The sequence below is a fragment of the Enterobacter cloacae complex sp. IR5418 genome (genome assembly GCF_049238105.1).
Classification (GTDB): Bacteria; Pseudomonadota; Gammaproteobacteria; order Enterobacterales; family Enterobacteriaceae; genus Enterobacter; species Enterobacter hormaechei.
This window is the reverse complement of record NZ_JBMKHS010000007.1, coordinates 19,663-37,553: the sequence shown is the minus strand read 5'-3', so window position 1 is coordinate 37,553 and position 17,891 is coordinate 19,663. Positions and strand designations below refer to the sequence as shown.

Annotated in this window: 18 protein-coding genes; 6 read left to right on the top strand and 12 right to left on the bottom strand. The window is 55.6% G+C overall.

All coding sequences use genetic code 11. The features are described 5' to 3' along the window. The first annotated feature begins 7 nt into the window (after window positions 1–7). The 3 genes from pflB to ACOTX7_RS07785 all read left to right on the top strand — a co-directional run bounded on the left by pflB (window position 8) and on the right by ACOTX7_RS07785 (window position 5,228). A complete protein-coding gene (gene pflB, locus ACOTX7_RS07795) occupies window positions 8–2,302 on the top strand; it encodes a formate C-acetyltransferase (protein WP_221813329.1) in 2,295 nt (764 codons plus the stop codon). Between the two features lie 272 nt (window positions 2,303–2,574). Beyond that, the gene (locus tag ACOTX7_RS07790; protein WP_221256506.1) at window positions 2,575–3,906 is read left to right on the top strand and encodes an amino acid permease; all 1,332 of its coding nucleotides are present in this window, start codon (window positions 2,575–2,577) and stop codon (window positions 3,904–3,906) included. 20 nt (window positions 3,907–3,926) lie between these two features. Continuing rightward, window positions 3,927–5,228: a serine dehydratase subunit alpha family protein gene (locus tag ACOTX7_RS07785; protein WP_221256505.1), complete on the top strand. Its 1,302-nt coding sequence runs from the start codon at window positions 3,927–3,929 to the stop codon at window positions 5,226–5,228. 108 nt (window positions 5,229–5,336) lie between these two features. On the opposite strand, the gene ACOTX7_RS07780 is transcribed toward ACOTX7_RS07785, so the two are convergent. Then, window positions 5,337–6,038, bottom strand: a complete 702-nt coding sequence (locus ACOTX7_RS07780) for a pirin family protein (RefSeq protein WP_006812078.1) — start codon at window positions 6,036–6,038, stop codon at window positions 5,337–5,339. A 104-nt stretch (window positions 6,039–6,142) separates the two neighbouring features. Between ACOTX7_RS07780 and yhaJ the strand changes: the two genes are divergently transcribed. Then, window positions 6,143–7,045: a DNA-binding transcriptional regulator YhaJ gene (gene yhaJ, locus ACOTX7_RS07775; RefSeq protein WP_003862655.1), complete on the top strand. Its 903-nt coding sequence runs from the start codon at window positions 6,143–6,145 to the stop codon at window positions 7,043–7,045. Window positions 7,046–7,083: 38 nt separating this feature from the next. Here yhaJ and ACOTX7_RS07770 read toward each other — a convergent pair whose 3' ends face one another. The 11 genes from ACOTX7_RS07770 to ACOTX7_RS07720 all read right to left on the bottom strand — a co-directional run bounded on the left by ACOTX7_RS07770 (window position 7,084) and on the right by ACOTX7_RS07720 (window position 14,416). Next, window positions 7,084–7,449: a DUF805 domain-containing protein gene (locus ACOTX7_RS07770; RefSeq protein ID WP_000384149.1), complete on the bottom strand. Its 366-nt coding sequence runs from the start codon at window positions 7,447–7,449 to the stop codon at window positions 7,084–7,086. Between the two features lie 107 nt (window positions 7,450–7,556). Beyond that, window positions 7,557–8,543 (bottom strand): glutathione S-transferase family protein, encoded by a 987-nt coding sequence (locus ACOTX7_RS07765; RefSeq protein WP_047355078.1) that lies wholly within the window; start codon window positions 8,541–8,543, stop codon window positions 7,557–7,559. A 72-nt stretch (window positions 8,544–8,615) separates the two neighbouring features. Beyond that, window positions 8,616–9,008, bottom strand: a complete 393-nt coding sequence (locus tag ACOTX7_RS07760; RefSeq protein ID WP_006812075.1) for a DoxX family protein — start codon at window positions 9,006–9,008, stop codon at window positions 8,616–8,618. 203 nt (window positions 9,009–9,211) lie between these two features. Further along, a complete protein-coding gene (locus ACOTX7_RS07755; protein ID WP_221813331.1) occupies window positions 9,212–9,508 on the bottom strand; it encodes a YqjK-like family protein in 297 nt (98 codons plus the stop codon). Continuing rightward, window positions 9,505–9,903 (bottom strand): phage holin family protein, encoded by a 399-nt coding sequence (locus tag ACOTX7_RS07750; protein ID WP_003862647.1) that lies wholly within the window; start codon window positions 9,901–9,903, stop codon window positions 9,505–9,507. The genes ACOTX7_RS07755 and ACOTX7_RS07750 overlap by 4 nt, the downstream gene beginning before the upstream one ends. Window positions 9,904–9,905: 2 nt before the next feature. Beyond that, complete coding sequence (locus tag ACOTX7_RS07745; RefSeq protein ID WP_003862645.1) at window positions 9,906–10,211, bottom strand: DUF883 family protein; 306 nt, start codon at window positions 10,209–10,211, stop codon at window positions 9,906–9,908. 29 nt (window positions 10,212–10,240) lie between these two features. Continuing rightward, a complete protein-coding gene (locus ACOTX7_RS07740; RefSeq protein WP_006812073.1) occupies window positions 10,241–10,609 on the bottom strand; it encodes a DUF1090 domain-containing protein in 369 nt (122 codons plus the stop codon). Window positions 10,610–10,752: 143 nt separating this feature from the next. Continuing rightward, on the bottom strand, window positions 10,753–11,136 hold the full coding sequence (gene mzrA, locus ACOTX7_RS07735) for an EnvZ/OmpR regulon moderator MzrA (RefSeq protein WP_006812072.1): 384 nt from the start codon (window positions 11,134–11,136) through the stop codon (window positions 10,753–10,755). 2 nt (window positions 11,137–11,138) lie between these two features. Beyond that, window positions 11,139–11,801: a DedA family general envelope maintenance protein YqjA gene (yqjA, locus tag ACOTX7_RS07730; RefSeq protein WP_003862638.1), complete on the bottom strand. Its 663-nt coding sequence runs from the start codon at window positions 11,799–11,801 to the stop codon at window positions 11,139–11,141. Between the two features lie 342 nt (window positions 11,802–12,143). Beyond that, window positions 12,144–12,920, bottom strand: a complete 777-nt coding sequence (exuR, locus tag ACOTX7_RS07725; RefSeq protein WP_192970766.1) for a transcriptional regulator ExuR — start codon at window positions 12,918–12,920, stop codon at window positions 12,144–12,146. Between the two features lie 197 nt (window positions 12,921–13,117). Next, the gene (locus ACOTX7_RS07720) at window positions 13,118–14,416 is read right to left on the bottom strand and encodes an MFS transporter (protein WP_032674065.1); all 1,299 of its coding nucleotides are present in this window, start codon (window positions 14,414–14,416) and stop codon (window positions 13,118–13,120) included. Window positions 14,417–14,891: 475 nt separating this feature from the next. On the opposite strand from ACOTX7_RS07720, the gene uxaC reads away from it, so the two are divergent. Both uxaC and ACOTX7_RS07710 read left to right on the top strand, forming a co-directional pair. Next, entirely contained in the window at window positions 14,892–16,304 is a 1,413-nt protein-coding gene (uxaC, locus tag ACOTX7_RS07715; protein ID WP_032674064.1) for a glucuronate isomerase, read from the top strand. Window positions 16,305–16,321: 17 nt separating this feature from the next. Further along, window positions 16,322–17,809 (top strand): UxaA family hydrolase, encoded by a 1,488-nt coding sequence (locus ACOTX7_RS07710; RefSeq protein ID WP_221256504.1) that lies wholly within the window; start codon window positions 16,322–16,324, stop codon window positions 17,807–17,809. Window positions 17,810–17,891: the final 82 nt, after the last annotated feature.

The following is a 17,891-nucleotide window of genomic DNA, read 5'->3' as shown; positions in this document are numbered from 1 at the left end:
GAATCTGATGAAAGTAACAATCGATACGGGCGTCGCGCCTTACAGCGACGCATGGGCCGGGTTTCGCGGTGAAGAATGGAAAAACGCCGTTAACGTGCGCGATTTTATTCAGCATAACTACACCCCTTATGAAGGCGATGAAGCTTTCCTCGCGCAGGCGACGCCAGCAACGACGGCGCTGTGGCAGAAGGTGATGGTCGGTATTCGCCAGGAGAATGCCACCCACGCCCCGGTGGATTTTGATACCAACATCGCGACCACCATTACCGCCCACGGGCCGGGCTATATTGACCAGGAGCTGGAGACAATCGTCGGCCTGCAAACCGACAAGCCGCTCAAGCGCGCCCTGCACCCGTACGGCGGGATCAACATGATCCGCAGCTCGTTTGAAGCCTACGGTCGCGAGATGGATCCGCAGTTTGAATATCTCTTCACCGACCTGCGCAAAACCCACAACCATGGCGTGTTTGACGTTTACTCCCCGGAAATGATGCGCTGCCGCAAATCGGGCGTGTTAACCGGTCTGCCGGATGGCTACGGGCGCGGACGCATCATCGGCGACTACCGCCGCGTGGCGCTGTACGGCATCAGCTATCTGGTGCGCGAACGTGAACTCCAGTTCGCCGATCTCCAGGGGAAACTGGAGCGCGGAGAAGATCTGGAGGCCACGATCCGCCTGCGTGAGGAGCTGGCGGAGCATAAACGTGCGCTGCTTCAGATCCAGCAGATGGCGGCGAACTATGGCTTTGATATTTCACGTCCGGCGATGAATGCGCAGGAAGCGGTGCAGTGGGTCTACTTTGCCTACCTTGCCGCAGTGAAATCCCAGAACGGCGGGGCGATGTCGCTGGGGCGCACGGCCTCGTTCCTCGATATCTACATTGAACGCGACATGCAGGCAGGAAGGCTGAATGAGGTTCAGGCCCAGGAGCTGATCGACCACTTCATCATGAAGATCCGCATGGTACGCTTCCTGCGCACGCCGGAGTTCGACACCCTCTTCTCTGGCGATCCGATCTGGGCCACGGAAGTGATTGGCGGCATGGGTCTGGATGGCCGCACGCTGGTGACCAAAAACAGCTTCCGCTACCTGCATACCCTGCACACCATGGGGCCTGCGCCGGAGCCAAACCTGACGATCCTCTGGTCCGAGAAACTGCCAATCGCCTTCAAGAAATATGCCGCGCAGGTCTCTATCGTTACCTCCTCGCTGCAATATGAGAACGACGATCTGATGCGCGCTGACTTCAACAGTGACGACTACGCCATTGCCTGCTGCGTCAGCCCGATGGTGATCGGCAAGCAGATGCAGTTCTTCGGCGCGCGCGCTAACCTGGCGAAAACGCTGCTGTACGCGATCAACGGTGGGGTGGATGAGAAGCTGAAGATCCAGGTGGGGCCGAAAACCGAGCCGCTGCTGGATGAGGTGCTGGATTACGACACCGTGATGGCGAGCCTCGACCACTTTATGGACTGGCTGGCGGTGCAGTACATTAGCGCGCTGAATCTCATTCACTACATGCATGATAAGTACAGCTACGAAGCCTCGCTGATGGCGCTCCACGACCGGGACGTCTACCGCACCATGGCCTGCGGCATTGCCGGACTGTCGGTGGCGGCGGATTCCCTGTCGGCCATCAAATACGCCACGGTAAAACCGGTGCGCGACCACACTGGTCTGGCGGTCGATTTTGTCATCGAAGGCGACTACCCGCAGTACGGCAACAACGACGATCGCGTGGACAGCATTGCCTGCGACCTGGTGGAGCGCTTTATGAAGAAGATCCAGGCGCTGCCGACATACCGCAACGCGGTGCCGACGCAGTCGATCCTGACCATCACCTCCAATGTGGTTTACGGCCAGAAGACCGGCAACACGCCGGACGGACGCCGCGGTGGTACGCCGTTTGCACCGGGGGCCAACCCGATGCACGGGCGCGACAGAAAAGGGGCGGTGGCGTCGTTAACCTCGGTCGCCAAGCTGCCGTTCACCTATGCGAAAGACGGGATCTCCTACACCTTCTCCATCGTGCCGCAGGCGCTGGGCAAGGACGAGCCGGTGCGCAAAAACAACTTGGTAGGGCTGCTGGACGGGTATTTCCACCACGAAGCGACCATTGAGGGCGGTCAGCACCTGAACGTTAACGTGATGAACCGGGAGATGCTGCTGGATGCGATTGCCCATCCGGAGAACTACCCGAACCTGACGATCCGCGTTTCAGGCTATGCGGTGCGGTTTAACGCCCTGACGCGTGAGCAGCAGCAGGACGTGATATCGAGGACGTTTACGCAGGCGATGTAATTCCGGCTGCCTTCAAGCCTCCTCGCTTGAGGAGGCTTTTAATTTCGTGAACACCGTTACTTTTAGAAAATAACCTCTTTATCGAATCCACCAAAAGCAAAATTTCCTCCCAACGAAGAAAACCCTCATTAAAGTTGTGACTTTTTTCTCCCGCGCTCCGGATATGATCTCCCCATACCAATAACACACACCTGCACTCTCTGACTCGCCATCGCTGGCGGTCGGAAACTTATAAAAACAACTAGTTACCCTACAAAATAAGCGAGTGCCCAATGAATATGGCAACAAACAGCAATGTGATTGTGAGTGATTCCCCTGCGGCAAGGCGGGCGGGAATGAGCGAAAGCGAATGGCGAGAGGCGATCAAATTCGACAGTACCGATACGGGCTGGGTCATCATGAGTATTGGGATGGCTATCGGCGCGGGGATTGTTTTTCTCCCGGTGCAGGTCGGATTAATGGGGCTGTGGGTCTTTTTGCTCTCGTCGATTATTGGCTATCCGGCCATGTACCTGTTCCAGCGCCTGTTTATTAATACGCTGGCGGGATCCCCGGAATGTAAAGACTACCCGAGCGTCATTAGCGGTTATTTAGGTAAAAACTGGGGCATCTTGTTGGGTGCGCTTTATTTCGTGATGCTGGTGATCTGGATGTTTGTCTATTCCACGGCTATCACCAACGACAGCGCATCTTATTTGCACACCTTCGGCGTGACCGACGGTTTGTTATCTGAAAATCCGTTCTACGGTTTATTCCTGATCTGCATTCTGGTCGCTATTTCGTCGCGCGGTGAAAAGCTGCTGTTTAAAGTCTCCAGCCTGATGGTGCTGACCAAATTATTTGTGGTGGCGGCGCTGGGTCTTTCGATGATTGGACTCTGGCATTTAGCCAATGTCGGCATGCTGCCACCGATGGGGCTGCTGATTAAAAATGCCATTATTACGCTGCCTTTCACCTTAACCTCCATTTTGTTTATTCAGACCTTAAGCCCGATGGTAATTTCCTATCGGTCGCGGGAAAAATCCGTTGAGGAGGCGCGTCATAAAGCGCTGCGGGCGATGAATATTGCTTTCGGCGTGCTGTTTGTCACGGTCTTTTTCTACGCGGTCTCCTTCACACTGGCGATGGGGCACGACGAGGCGGTGAAAGCCTACGAGCAGAACATTTCTGCCCTGGCAATCGCGGCACAGTTTATCAGCGGCGACGGTGCGGGCTGGGTCAAAATCGTCAGCGTGATCCTCAATATCTTCGCTGTGATGACCGCCTTCTTCGGCGTCTATCTCGGCTTTCGTGAGGCGACGCAGGGCATCGTAATGAATATCCTGCGCCGCAAAATGCCGGTGGAGAAAATCAATGAAAACACCGTCCAGCGCGGGATTATGCTCTTCGCCATCCTGCTGGCCTGGAGCGCGATTGTATTAAACGCGCCGGTGCTGAGCTTCACCTCCATCTGTAGCCCTATTTTCGGGATGGTGGGCTGCTTAATTCCGGCGTGGCTGGTCTACAAAGTGCCCGCACTTCATAAATATAAAGGCGTATCGCTGGTGATTATTGTGATTACCGGGCTGCTGCTTTGTGTTTCTCCTTTCCTCGCCTTCTCATGAGGTTAAATAAGGTCGTAACGATGTCTGAGCAAATTAATCCTTTATGGAACCATTTTATTCGCGCCGTGCAGGAAGAGGTAAAGCCTGCGCTGGGGTGTACCGAACCCGTCTCGCTGGCGCTGGCCTGCGCCATGGCTGCCGGACAGCTTTCCGGCGATGTAACGCGTATCGAGGCGTGGGTATCGCCGAACCTGATGAAAAACGGGCTTGGCGTAACGGTACCCGGCACCGGTATGGTTGGTTTGCCAATAGCGGCCGCGCTGGGGGCCATCGGTGGCAATGCGCAGGCGGGGCTGGAGGTGCTGAAAGATGTCACCGCCGATGCGCTGGCGCGCGCCAAAGCAATGCTTAGCGCCGGTCTGGTGCAGGTGAAATTGCAGGAGCCGTGCGATGAGATCCTCTATTCGCGTGCCTGCGTTTACGCCGGTGAGTCCTCGGCGATGGTGACTATTGCGGGCGGGCATACCCGGGTGGTGGAGGTGGTTTGTCAGGGCGAAACGCGCTTCAGGCTTGACGAGCAACAGCGCCAGACGAACGATGATCCGCTTGCGGTGCTCTCGACCACCACGCTCTCGCAGATCCTTGAGTTTGTGGAACAGGTGCCGTTCGACGCGATCCGCTTTATCCTCGATGCAGGGCGACTGAACGATGCGCTCTCCCGGGAAGGTTTACGTGGTAACTGGGGGTTGCACATTGGCGCGACGCTCAATAAACAGCGCGCACGGGGATGGATGGCCCAGGATCTGGGTTCAGACATTGTTATCCGCACCAGCGCGGCCTCGGATGCCCGCATGGGGGGCGCGACGCTACCGGCGATGAGCAACTCGGGGTCCGGGAATCAGGGCATCACCGCCACCATGCCGGTGGTCGTGGTGGCTGAACATGTTCAGGCTGATGACGAACGCCTGGCGCGGGCGCTGATGCTCTCGCATCTGTCGGCTATCTATATCCATTACCAGCTTCCGCGCTTGTCCGCGTTGTGCGCGGCGACAACGGCAGCAATGGGGGCTGCGGCGGGGATGGCGTGGCTGATGGGCGGTTCTTACCAGACCATTTCCATGGCGATCGGCAGTATGATCGGCGACGTGAGCGGGATGATCTGCTATGGGGCGTCTAACAGCTGCGCAATGAAAGTCTCGACCAGCGTCACCAGCGCCTGGAAAGCCGTGATGATGGCGCTGGATGATACTGCCGTGACAGGTAACGAGGGGATTGTGGCGCACGATGTGGAACAGTCTATTTCTAACCTGTGCGCCCTGGCGTGCCGCTCAATGCAGGCAACGGACCGGCAGATCATAGAGATTATGGCGAATAAGGTGTAAAAATTTCCCCTCACCCCAACCCCTCTCCCCAGAGGGGCGAGGGGCTTGATCGTTCCCTCTCCCCTTTGGGGAGAGGGCCAGGGTGAGGGGTAAGGGCGAGTGCGTTCTTTACACCGGCAAATCAATCAGCAGCGCGCGCAGCGGCGTGTCTGCCACCAGGGTGATATTCGCTTCATCACGAATAAACGCCCCGTCACCGCAGGTGAGCGCTTCTTTCTCTTCCGTATGCGTTACCGCATGCACCGTTCCGTGAATGGACTGCAAATAGGCGCGCGGGCCATGAAGCTGGAAGCTCGCCTGTTCACCTTTTTTCAGTTCGATATGGTGCAGCCATACCTGCTGGCGTAACTGCAAACTGCCTTTGCTGCCGTCTGGTGAGGCAATCAGCTGCTGTTTATCGCCCTTCAGATCGATCTTTTGCACCAGCGGATTTTCCCGCTCCGGACAGGCATCAAGCCACAGCTGCATGCGGGTCAGCGTTTTATCTTTGCTGAGGTTATGCTCGCTATAGCTAATGCCTGGCTGCGTGGAAATTAGCAGCGCCTCGCCAGCCTTCGCCTGGACATGATTGCCCTCGCTATCGCGGTATTCTGCCTCGCCTTCCAGGATCAGGTTCAGGATATCGACTTTAGGGTACGTGCGCGGCTGGAAGGACGCGCCCGGGGCGAGTACTTCCTGATTCAATACGCGCAGTGAAGCGTAACCGAGAAGTTTAGGGTCAAAGTAGTGTCCAAAGGAAAAGGTGTAGCGGGCCTGCAACCAACCGAAATCGGCTTGTCCGCACTGTTTCGCTGTTCTTGTCGTAATCATAAACTTGACCTCTCTTTACACTAAATCAATGGTAAAGGTATGGACGCTGCATTGTTAGCCAGATATTCTGCCCGGTATGTTCAAATTTCCTGAATGAGAACGAGATGGCTAAAGAGAGAGCATTGACGCTTGAGGCGCTTCGCGTCATGGACGCGATTGACAGGCGCGGCAGTTTTGCCGCGGCGGCAGATGAACTGGGGCGCGTTCCGTCTGCGCTGAGCTACACCATGCAAAAGCTGGAAGAGGAGCTGGATGTCGTGCTCTTCGATCGCTCCGGTCATCGAACAAAATTCACCAACGTTGGGCGAATGCTGCTGGAGCGCGGCCGCGTATTGCTGGAAGCGGCGGATAAGCTGACGACGGATGCCGAAGCGCTGGCCCGCGGCTGGGAAACCCACCTGACGTTAGTCACCGAAGCGCTGGTGCCCACCGAGGCGCTGTTCCCGCTGGTGGACAGACTGGCCGCGAAAGCCAATACCCAGCTGTCGATCATCACCGAGGTGCTGGCCGGGGCGTGGGAGCGTCTTGAGACGGGCAGGGCGGATATCGTCATTGCGCCGGACATGCATTTCCGCTCATCGTCAGAGATCAACTCACGCAAACTGTACAGCGTGATGAACGTTTACGTCGCAGCCCCGGATCACCCTATCCATCAGGAGCCGGAGCCGCTTTCTGAGGTCACGCGCGTGAAGTATCGTGGCGTGGCGGTCGCGGATACTGCCCGTGAACGACCGGTGCTGACGGTACAGTTGCTGGATAAACAGCCGCGACTGACGGTAACGTCGCTGGAAGATAAGCGTCAGGCGCTCCTGGCGGGGTTGGGCGTGGCGACCATGCCGTATCCGTTTGTCGAAAAGGACATTGCAGAAGGGCGGCTGCGCGTCGTCAGCCCGGAATACACCAGCGAAGTGGATATTATTATGGCGTGGCGTCGCGACAGCATGGGCGAAGCCAAATCGTGGTGTTTGCGTGAAATTCCAAAGCTCTTTGCCCACCACAACAAATAAGCGCAGGCCCGGTAAGCGTAAGCGCCACCGGGCAGAATTTACGCGCTTGCCTTAGGATCCGGACCAAAGCGGTTTTCGCCAGGCGTTCCGCTCTGACAGTTGAAAATCAAAATCACGATCCAGCCGATAAGCGGGATCAGCAGTAACAGCAGCCACCACGCCGAACGATCGGTGTCGTGGAGACGACGAAACAGTACGGCCCATGAAGGCAGCAGAACTAACACACCATAAATGGTGGTGAGAATGCCTTCACCCCCCTCGCGTTCCCAGCCGAGGATCTTGTCCACAATGCCCAGCACCATAATCAGGACGAAGTTCACCAGAACGAACATCCAGTACTCTTTGCGGCGGGCGCGGCCACCAAAACCAAAATAGTTGCGCAGTACCTTTAAATACCAGTCCATTTTTCCTTGCCTCTTATATCAGTCAATCACTTGTTTTCTAAGCGATCGAGGTAAGGATAGATGCATGCCGTAAATTAAAAAAGGGAATCAATTGATTCCCTAAATAATTATCCGAAACGCACGTCGCGCCCGTGTGGTTCATCCAGATCCTGCCACGGGCCAATGGAGATAATGCCCGTTGGGTTGATGGTCTTATGGCTGCGGAAATAGTGGGTGCGAATATGGTCAAAATTGACCGTCTCCGCAATCCCCGGCATCTGATAGATGTCGCGCAGGAAACCGTGCAGGTTCAGGTAATCACTGATGCGATGCTTGTCGCACTTGAAGTGGGTGACATACACCGGATCAAAGCGGATCAGCGTGGTCCACAGGCGGATGTCCGCCTCCGTCAGGCGGTCGCCCGTCAGATAGCGATGCTGGCCGAGGATCTGCTCCAGACGCTCCAGGGATTCAAAGACTTTTCCGACCGCTTCGTCGTACGCTTCCTGGCTGGTGGCAAATCCTGCTTTATAGACGCCGTTGTTAACGTTGTCGTAGATCCAGCCGTTCAGCTCGTCAATTTTCTCGCGCAGCTCAACCGGGTAGTAATCCCCGGCGCGGGCGCCGTGCGCGTCAAACGCGGTATTGAACATGCGAATGATTTCAGCGGATTCATTGCTGACGATCGTCTGGTTTTTCTTGTCCCACAGCACAGGCACTGTTACGCGTCCGGTGTAGTGCGGATCGGCGCGTAAATAGAGCTGATACAGGAAATCGTGATGATAAAGCTCATCACCGGTCGCGGCAGGGAAGTCACTGTCGAACGTCCAGCCGTTTTCCAGCATCAGCGGGTTGACCACCGAAACCGGAATCAACGATTCGAGACCTTTAAGTTTGCGCACAATCAGCGTGCGGTGCGCCCACGGGCAGGCGAGAGAAACGTATAGATGATAACGATCTTTCTCCGCCGCAAAACCCCCTTCGCCACTCGGGCCGGGTGCGCCGTCGGCGGTCAGCCAGTTACGGAAGGCCGAAACAGAGCGCTTAAAGCGTCCACCGGTGGATTTGGTGTCATACCAGACATCCTGCCAGACGCCGTCTACGAGTTGTCCCATTTTTTACTCCTCCGTCAGATAGCAAAAGCGAGGAGATGTCTCCTCGCTTTGAATGTAATCAGTATAGCCTGCTTACCACTTCTTATTCAGAAGACGGTCGATGCTGTAAGCCCCTGGACCAGTGATGGCCAGCAGCAGGAAGCCACCCGCGATGGTCAGGTTTTTCATGAACATCAGGGAGTTCACGCCTTCCGCAAAGTTACTGTGGAAGATGAACGCGGTCAGCAGGGTAAAGCCTGCGGTGAACAGCGCCGTGGTGCGGGTCAGGAAACCGAACAACACTGCCAGGCCGCCGCCGAACTCAAGCAGGATGGTCAGCGGCAGCAGGAACCCTGGCACGCCCATCGCTTCCATATATTGCTGAGTGCCCGCATAGCCGGTGATTTTGCCCCAACCTGCGGTAATGAACAGAACAGGCATCAGAATTCGCGCTACCAGTACACCAACATCTTCTAATTTTTTCATTTTACTATCCAGGAAACCACATCAGCGGCTAAACGTTATTTGCGTGCAAATTCGGGTAGATACCGCGTCTTTGCTGTCGATGGAGAGGAGTGTAAACGGGGCGGATGGCAATTGTTAGCAAGGAAAACTGTTAATCTTTTTCAAAGATATTGAGTAAGGGAGGAAGTTTTGCCGGGTAAGCGCAGCGTCACCCGGCAAGAAAGCTAGCGCAACTGCTGCTGTCGCAGCGTAGTTTTCACCAGACGCCATGCGCTCCAGACACCAAAGCCACGGCGTGCCCAGCGAATCAGCATGTTTGGATGATGAATCGTCCAGATAGCCATCACGCTGCTACCCACCAGCGCCCACGATCGCAGGCTCAGGAGAGTATTCCAGCCGCGATCGTAACGCTGAGTCAGCTCCAGCCAGTCGCGACGGCTGGCGGACAGATCCAGCCGCTGCTGCTGGATTTGGCTCAGCAGATACGCTTTTCGCTTCTGACGTTCGGCTTTGTCGCTCACGACTTATCATCCTCCAGCAGGGCGCGGTCGTTAGCCAGCTCCTGACGCGTGTGGCGCAGGAAGGTTGACGTACGCGCTTTATGCAGGGTCCAGATACCGCCTATCAGCGCCGCCACCAGCAGAACCACGGTAGTCGCAATCATCGCGTTCAGACGATATTGTGGATCGATTGCCCAGATGATTAACACCATCAGGCTCATCAGACCAAACGCGGCAAAGAGCATCGTAAGGCCAAGCATGAGCAGCATCTGGAAGAGATTGGCTTTCTCTTCTTCCAGTTCCACTACCGCAAGCCGGACGCGCGTTTCGGCAATCCCGACCAGCGTGGTAAGAATACGCTGGCCGATGCCGAGGACGTTTTTAGCAGGCCCTTGTGCGTGACGTGGATCTTCCATAATCAACGACGCGTCAGCAGGACACCCAGCACCACACCCACTGCGGCACCAATACCTACACCCGTCCATGGATTATCACGTACATATTCGTCTGCGCGCGCTGCCGCTTCGCGGGTCTGTTTCGCCAGTGCATCACCGGTTTCACCCAGACGGTAACGGCTCTCTTTCAGCGCCTGCTCCGCTTTGCTGCGCAGTTTGCTCACTTCTTCTTTCGATTTATCGGCAGAAGAGTTCAGTACCTCTTCCAGGGTATCCGCCAGGGATTTCAGTTCAGCGCGCAGATTTTCTGAAGTTGTATCTTTTGACATGATTTTCTCCTGTTGAGATTTCCGTTAACTCAATAATCGCGAGCTTCCAGCGCTTTCAGTTCGTCCTGCGCCTCTTGCAACTTCCTCTCGCGCTTGGCAATTTTTTCCGCATCACCTTTCTCTTTCGCTTCTTGCAGGTCTTGACGGCGCTCGGCTATCTCCTCCTTCTGTTCAGCGATCTTTTCCTGATGATCGGCACGCAGCTTGCTGTCCGTACAATTGTCTTTCACTTCGCTCAACGCTTTTTTCAGTCCGTCGATCCGGTGCTGATTGTTATGCTTTTCGGCATAACTGATTTCGCGTTGGATATCCTGTTCTTTCTCCTGACAAAGAGACATAGCGAAGGAAGCTGTGCTTAAAGAAAAAAGGGCCAAAGCCAGAGTGATGCGGTATTTCATTATAGAAACCTTCCATTGTGTAACGGCGTAAGCCGTGTTCCAGAACTATGCGGAGAACATCTGAGGGGTGCTCCGCGTACTTAAGCATAGTAAGTAAACGGGAGTTTCACCAAAGTCGGTGAAAATATTCGGAATCTTAGTCGTTAACCAAATCGATGCGAGGTGTCGCGTAACCGTGACATCCAGGAGGCAACGTGGCTGTCATCATCCTGTTGCGCGATGATGTAACCCTGCGGCAGCGTGCGGTCCAGCACGGCTTTCGCCGCGGCGCTTTGCGCACTGGAGTCAAATTTTATCAGCAGCACATCGTCTTGCGGCGTGATGCTCTTAAAGCGGATCCCGTTTGCGTCCAGATGATGCCAGATGGAAAAACCATCCGGCACGCTGGCTCCCTGACTCACAGGACGGATAGCGAGCGTAGACTCCTCATGCTGTAGCGCCGACCACAGCAGAATGAGGGCGCTGAACATCATCAGCGCGACGATGGCGTAAGAGAAGCGGCGCAGCGCGAGCGGGGAGATAACCATCGTTAACCCCTGGCTCCGTATTTCTTCTTCCACAGCACAACCAGTGAACCGACCAGGCCAAACACCAGCAGGACGACGGGCAGCAGCATCAGGCAAGACATCAGCTGGTCTTCATATTTCATAAAGACCGGCGTTTTACCGAGCGCGTAGCCGAGCGTGGTCAGGATCAGCACCCACAGCAAGCCACTCATCCAGTTAAAGAACTGGAAGCGCGTACTGCTCAGGCCGGACAGACCCGCGATGGTGGGCAGCAGGGTGCGTACAAAGGCGATAAAACGGCCAATCAGCAAGGCGGAAAGCCCATGCTTATGGAAAAGGTGGTGCGCTCGCTGGTGGTAATGTGCCGGGAGATGCGAAAGCCAGTTCTGAACGATTCGCGTGTTGCCCAGCCATCGCCCCTGAATATAACTCACCCAGCAACCCAGGCTGGCGGCAATGGTCAAAAGCAGGACCGTTTGCGGGAAAGCCATTGCCCCCTTCGCACAGAGCACGCCGACCAGCACCAGCAGACTGTCGCCCGGTAAAAAGGCAGCAGGCAGCAGACCGTTCTCAAGGAACAGGATCATAAATAACACAAAGTAGAGCATGCCAATCATGGACGGGTTGGCCAGCGTTTCGAAATCCTGAGCCCAGAGGGCGTTCAGTAGTTGGGTCAAAAGTTCCATTCAGTGTTCCTGGAAATCGGTTAACGTCACGCCTGTCATTCGGGAAAAACAGCACGGCGACATTGTCGTGATTTCATTATGGTCGCTCGCGGACACATTGATGTGTGGCCAACACTGTTCCCTGTTAATTGGCTGGTTAGCAAGCACTAACTTACAAAATAACGAAGTGAATCCAATTGTAACAAAGCCCGACGTTCTGCGTCACAGAATTTGAGGGGAAACACGATTTTGGCGTAAGCCACGGAGGGGAGCGAGAAATTTTACAAAGGCTGACACTATAGAGGTTTTCTTACCCTGTCTGACCGGAAGGCGCAGCGGTGCGCCTGCCAGCAGTTTGGGAGCTTATTTTGCGACATTGGTCGCCGTATCGAGGTGAACCACCGGATTATCGGCAAAAAGATAGCGGTCAGCGTTAAATTCAAAGTCATCACTTGTTTCATTAAACAGCATCTGTTTTGTGTTCTCGAGATGCTGCCACATCGCCAGTTTCGCCGCATGTGGATCTTTACGAATCAGGGCTTTAAGAATTTGGTCATGGTCGTCACACCAGTTATCAACCGTGCGGGAATCAATGTGATCGTGCAATTTTTTCCAGTACGGGTTGTGAACGCGCTGAGTCCACATTTTTTCAACGATTGCCGCCAGCGCCGTATTCTGAGTCGCAAGGGCAACCTGGACGTGGAATTGCAGGTCCCATTCTGAATCGCGGAAACATTTTTCTTTACGCGCGTGATCCTGGATTTCCATCAGCTTCATGATGTCCTGCTTGGTCACCTGCGTCGCCGCAAATTCCGCGATGTTGCTTTCAATCAGCTGGCGAGCCTGGAGAAGCTCAAACGGACCGTAGCTGGCAAACTCCAGACTTTCGTCCGGCGCGGGGGAGTGTTTCGCCTGGCTGGAAATCACATGAATGCCGGAACCTTTGCGTACCTCAACATACCCTTCCACTTCCAGCATGATGATGGCTTCGCGGACCACCGTACGGCTGACGCTTTTTTCATCCGCAATGAAGCGCTCAGCGGGAAGTTTATCACCGACAAGATAGACCCCTTGCTCGATGCGATCTTTCAGCTCGGCGGCAAGTTGTTGATATAAACGACGTGATTCGGTGATTTCCATATGCGCTCCAGGCAGGGTACGGCGAATGATTTATTATACCACTTTTGCGTGCCAGTCTCCAGATTTCGCCATGAAAAAAGCCGCCCGGAGGCGGCTTTTGAGTAGATTTTGCCGGGTGGCGCTGCGCTTACCCGGCCTACGATTTTATTAGGTTTTGTAGGCCGGGTAAGGCGGAGCCGCCACCCGGCACAACAACGCTAACTCTGCGTCGCCGGTCCCCCAAGGGACTCTTTCGCCAGTTCATCGGCGGATTTACTTTTCAGCACCGTCCAGATAACCACCGCACCCAGCAGGTCGAAGATAGCCAGTACCGCGAACAGCGGGCTGAAGCCGATGGTATCCGCCAGCGCGCCGACCACCAGCGCAAACATCGTGCTCGCTGTCCAGGCGGCCATACCGGTCAGGCCGTTGGCGGTAGCCACTTCGTTACGACCAAACACGTCGGAAGAGAGCGTAATCAGCGCACCGGACAGAGACTGGTGAGCGAAGCCCCCGATACACAGCAGGGCGATAGCCACGTAAGGGCTGGTGAACAGGCCGATCATGCCCGGACCAATCATCAGCAGGGCGCCCATGGTGACCACCATCTTACGGGAAACAATCAGGTTCACACCGAACCAGCGCTGGAACAGCGGTGGCAGGTAGCCGCCGACGATACAGCCCAGGTCAGCAAACAGCATCGGCATCCAGGCGAACATCGCGATCTCTTTCAGGTTAAAGCCGTAAACTTTAAACATGAACAGCGGGATCCAGGCGTTGAACGTACCCCAGGCCGGTTCTGCCAGGAAGCGTGGCAGGGCGATACCCCAGAACTGACGGGTGCCCAGGATCTGCCAGACGGACATCTTCTTACCGTTGTCGGTCTGATGCTGAGATTCCTGACCATTGATAATGTAGTCACGTTCTTCGTCAGACAGCTTTTTCTGATCGCGCGGGTGTTTATAGAAGATCAGCCACGCCATGGCCCAGGCAAAGCTCAGCACACCAGAGATGATGAACGCCATCTGCCAGCTGTGCATCACGATAGCCCACACCACCAGCGGTGGCGCAATCATCGCCCCGATGGAGGAGCCGACGTTGAAGTAACCGACAGCGATTGAACGCTCTTTGGCCGGGAACCACTCGGAGCTGGCTTTCAGACCCGCGGGGATCATCGCCGCTTCGGCCGCACCGACCGCGCCACGCGCCAGCGCCAGTCCACCCCAGCTGCCAGCCAGCGCGGTTGCTCCACAGAAGACGGCCCAGGCTACTGCGAAGAAGGCATAACCAATTTTTGTACCCAGAATATCAAGAACATAACCTGCAACAGGCTGCATTACGGTGTAAGCGGCAGAATAGGCCGCAATGATGTAAGAGTATTGCTGCGTGGAGATATGTAACTCTTCCATCAACGTTGGCGCCGCTGCTGCCACGGTGTTACGTGTCAGGTAGCCCAGCACGGTGCCGAGCGTCACCAGTGCGATCATGTACCAACGTAACCCTTTAATTTTACGCATGTAAAACCTCATCGTTATGTTATTTCCGTGTCGGGACACGGCAACAACTCAACCGTTGCCGGGAGCTGTTCTGTAACGGGAGGGGCGTAACCGGGAACCTGTCCCGGAACGGCCCGAACCTTGCCATAAGTAATCGTGCTAAGTCGGCTTCCGTACCGTTAAATCCGATGTATCAAACACCGGTAATGCATTCCGTCGGCTTATAGTTTGCGACGGCGAAAAGATAACTTGTCATACAACTTTAAAAGGTGAGTGACATCACAAAAGTGTGAATCTTTGTAGGGACATTATGCGGCGTGCGTAAAGCCAGAACTGGCGCGGCCTGCGAGTGGGTTTACCCCTTTGAGGGTAATTTATTTGTCGACGTTTATTGATCTAACTCACGAAAAAAACGTCGGCCTGTGGAAATTGGTGTGATAACTTTGCAGCATCTGAACATAAGCTTTCTGACGCTCCCGTAATGAGGAAGACGATAATGACGCCGTTTATGACCGAAGATTTTCTGTTAGATACCGAATTTGCTCGCCGCCTGTACCACGACTACGCAAAAGACCAGCCGATTTTCGACTACCACTGCCATTTACCGCCGCAGCAGGTTGCCGAAAATTACCGTTTCAAAAACCTGTATGATATCTGGCTGAAGGGTGACCACTATAAGTGGCGCGCAATGCGCACCAACGGTGTGGCCGAGCGCCTGTGTACCGGCGACGCGACCGATCGCGAGAAGTTTGACGCATGGGCCGCCACCGTGCCGCACACCATCGGTAACCCGTTATACCACTGGACGCACCTCGAACTGCGTCGTCCGTTTGGTATTACCGGCAAGCTCCTTTCTCCCGCCACGGCGGATGAAATCTGGGATCAGTGCAACGAACTGCTGGCGCAGGATAGCTTCTCGGCGCGCGGCATCATGAAGCAGATGAACGTGAAGATGGTGGGCACTACCGACGATCCGATCGACTCGCTGGAACACCACGCAGTTGTCGCGAAAGACACCTCTTTTGACATCAAAGTGCTGCCAAGCTGGCGCCCGGATAAAGCCTTCAACATCGAACAGGCCACCTTCAATGACTACATGGCGAAGCTGGCGGAAGTGTCCGATACCGACATCCGTCGTTTCGCCGATCTGCAAACCGCGCTGACCAAACGCCTGGATCACTTTGCGGCGCATGGCTGTAAAGTGTCTGACCACGCGCTGGACGTGGTGCTGTTCGCGGAATCGAACGAAGCCGAACTGGACAGCATTCTGGCGCGTCGTCTCTCTGGCGAACAGCTAAGCGAGCACGAAGTGGCGCAGTTCAAAACCGCGGTGCTGGTGTTCCTCGGTGCGGAATACGCCCGTCGCGGCTGGGTTCAGCAGTACCACATCGGTGCGCTGCGTAATAACAACCAGCGCCAGTTCAAACTGCTGGGCGCGGACGTGGGCTTTGACTCCATCAACGACCGTCCGATGGCGGAAGAGCTGTCAAAACTGCTGAGCAAACAGAACGAGCAAAACCTGCTGCCAAAAACCATCCTTTACTGCCTGAATCCACGCGATAACGAAGTGCTGGGCACCATGATCGGCAACTTCCAGGGCGAAGGGATGCCGGGCAAGATGCAGTTTGGCTCCGGCTGGTGGTTTAACGATCAGAAAGACGGCATGGAGCGTCAGATGACGCAGCTGGCGCAGCTCGGTCTGCTGAGCCGCTTTGTTGGCATGCTGACCGACAGCCGCAGTTTCCTCTCCTATACCCGTCATGAATATTTCCGCCGCATTCTGTGCCAGATGATTGGCCGCTGGGTGCATGCGGGTGAAGCGCCAGCGGATCTTCAGCTGCTGGGCGAAATGGTGAAAAACATCTGCTTTAACAATGCGCGTGACTACTTCGCCATTGAACTGAACTAAGGCCGTTTGAGGTTGATATGCAATACATCAAAATCCATTCGCTGGATAACGTTGCCGTCGCGCTGGCTGATTTAGCCGAAGGGACGGAAGTCACCTTCGACCACCAGTCGGTGACGTTACGCCAGGCCATTGGACGTGGACATAAGTTTGCCCTGATCCCCATCGCGAAAGGGGAGAACGTGGTGAAGTACGGTTTGCCCATCGGTCATGCGCTGGCGGATATTGCGCCGGGTGAGTACATTCATTCCCACAATACCCGCACCAATCTCAGCGATCTGGACGAGTACAGCTATCAACCTGACTTCCAGGCAGAAGAAGGACAGGCGGCCGATCGTGAGGTGCAGATCTACCGCCGCGCCAACGGCGAGGTGGGGATCCGCAATGAACTGTGGATCCTCCCGACCGTCGGGTGCGTGAACGGGATCGCGCGTCAAATTCAGACGCGTTTCCTGAAAGAGACCAACGATGCTGAAGGCACCGACGGCGTGCATCTGTTCAGCCACACCTACGGTTGTTCCCAGCTGGGTGACGACCACATTAATACCCGCACCATGCTGCAAAACATGGTGCGCCACCCGAATGCGGGGGCGGTGCTGGTGATTGGCCTTGGCTGTGAAAACAATCAGGTCGATGCCTTCCGCGACACGCTGGGCGAATTTGACCCTGAGCGCGTGCACTTTATGGTGTGCCAGCATCAGGACGACGAGGTGGAAGCGGGCGTTGAACAGCTGCACCAGCTGTATGAGGTGATGCGTCACGACAAACGCGAGCCGGGCAAGCTGAGCGAACTGAAGTTTGGCCTGGAGTGCGGCGGATCGGATGGGCTTTCCGGCATTACCGCTAACCCGATGCTGGGCCGCTTCTCGGATTACGTGATTGCCAACGGCGGCACCACGGTGCTGACCGAAGTGCCGGAGATGTTCGGCGCAGAGCGCATTCTGATGAGCCACTGTCGCGACGAAGAGACGTTTGAGAAGACCGTTACCATGGTCAACGACTTCAAACAGTACTTCATCGCCCACAACCAGCCGATTTATGAGAACCCGTCGCCGGGTAACAAAGCGGGCGGGATCACCACGCTTGAAGAGAAATCACTCGGCTGCACCCAGAAAGCGGGCGCCAGCCAGGTGGTGGACGTGCTGCGCTACGGTGAGCGTCTGAAAACCCACGGTCTGAACCTGCTGAGCGCACCGGGCAACGATGCAGTCGCCACCAGCGCGCTGGCGGGGGCGGGCTGTCACATGGTGCTGTTCAGTACCGGGCGCGGAACGCCGTACGGTGGATTTGTGCCGACGGTGAAAATCGCCACTAACAGCGAACTGGCGGCGAAGAAAAAGCACTGGATCGATTTTGATGCCGGACAGCTGATCCACGGCAAAACGATGCCACAGCTGCTGACGGAGTTTGTGGATACCATTGTGGAATTTGCCAACGGCAGGCAGACCTGCAACGAGAAGAACGACTTCCGCGAACTGGCGATCTTTAAAAGTGGTGTGACGCTGTAAGTGTTATGTCGGGTGGCGCTAACGCTTACCCGACCTACGATATTCTGTAGGCCCGGTAAGGCGTAGCCGCCACCGGGCTTTT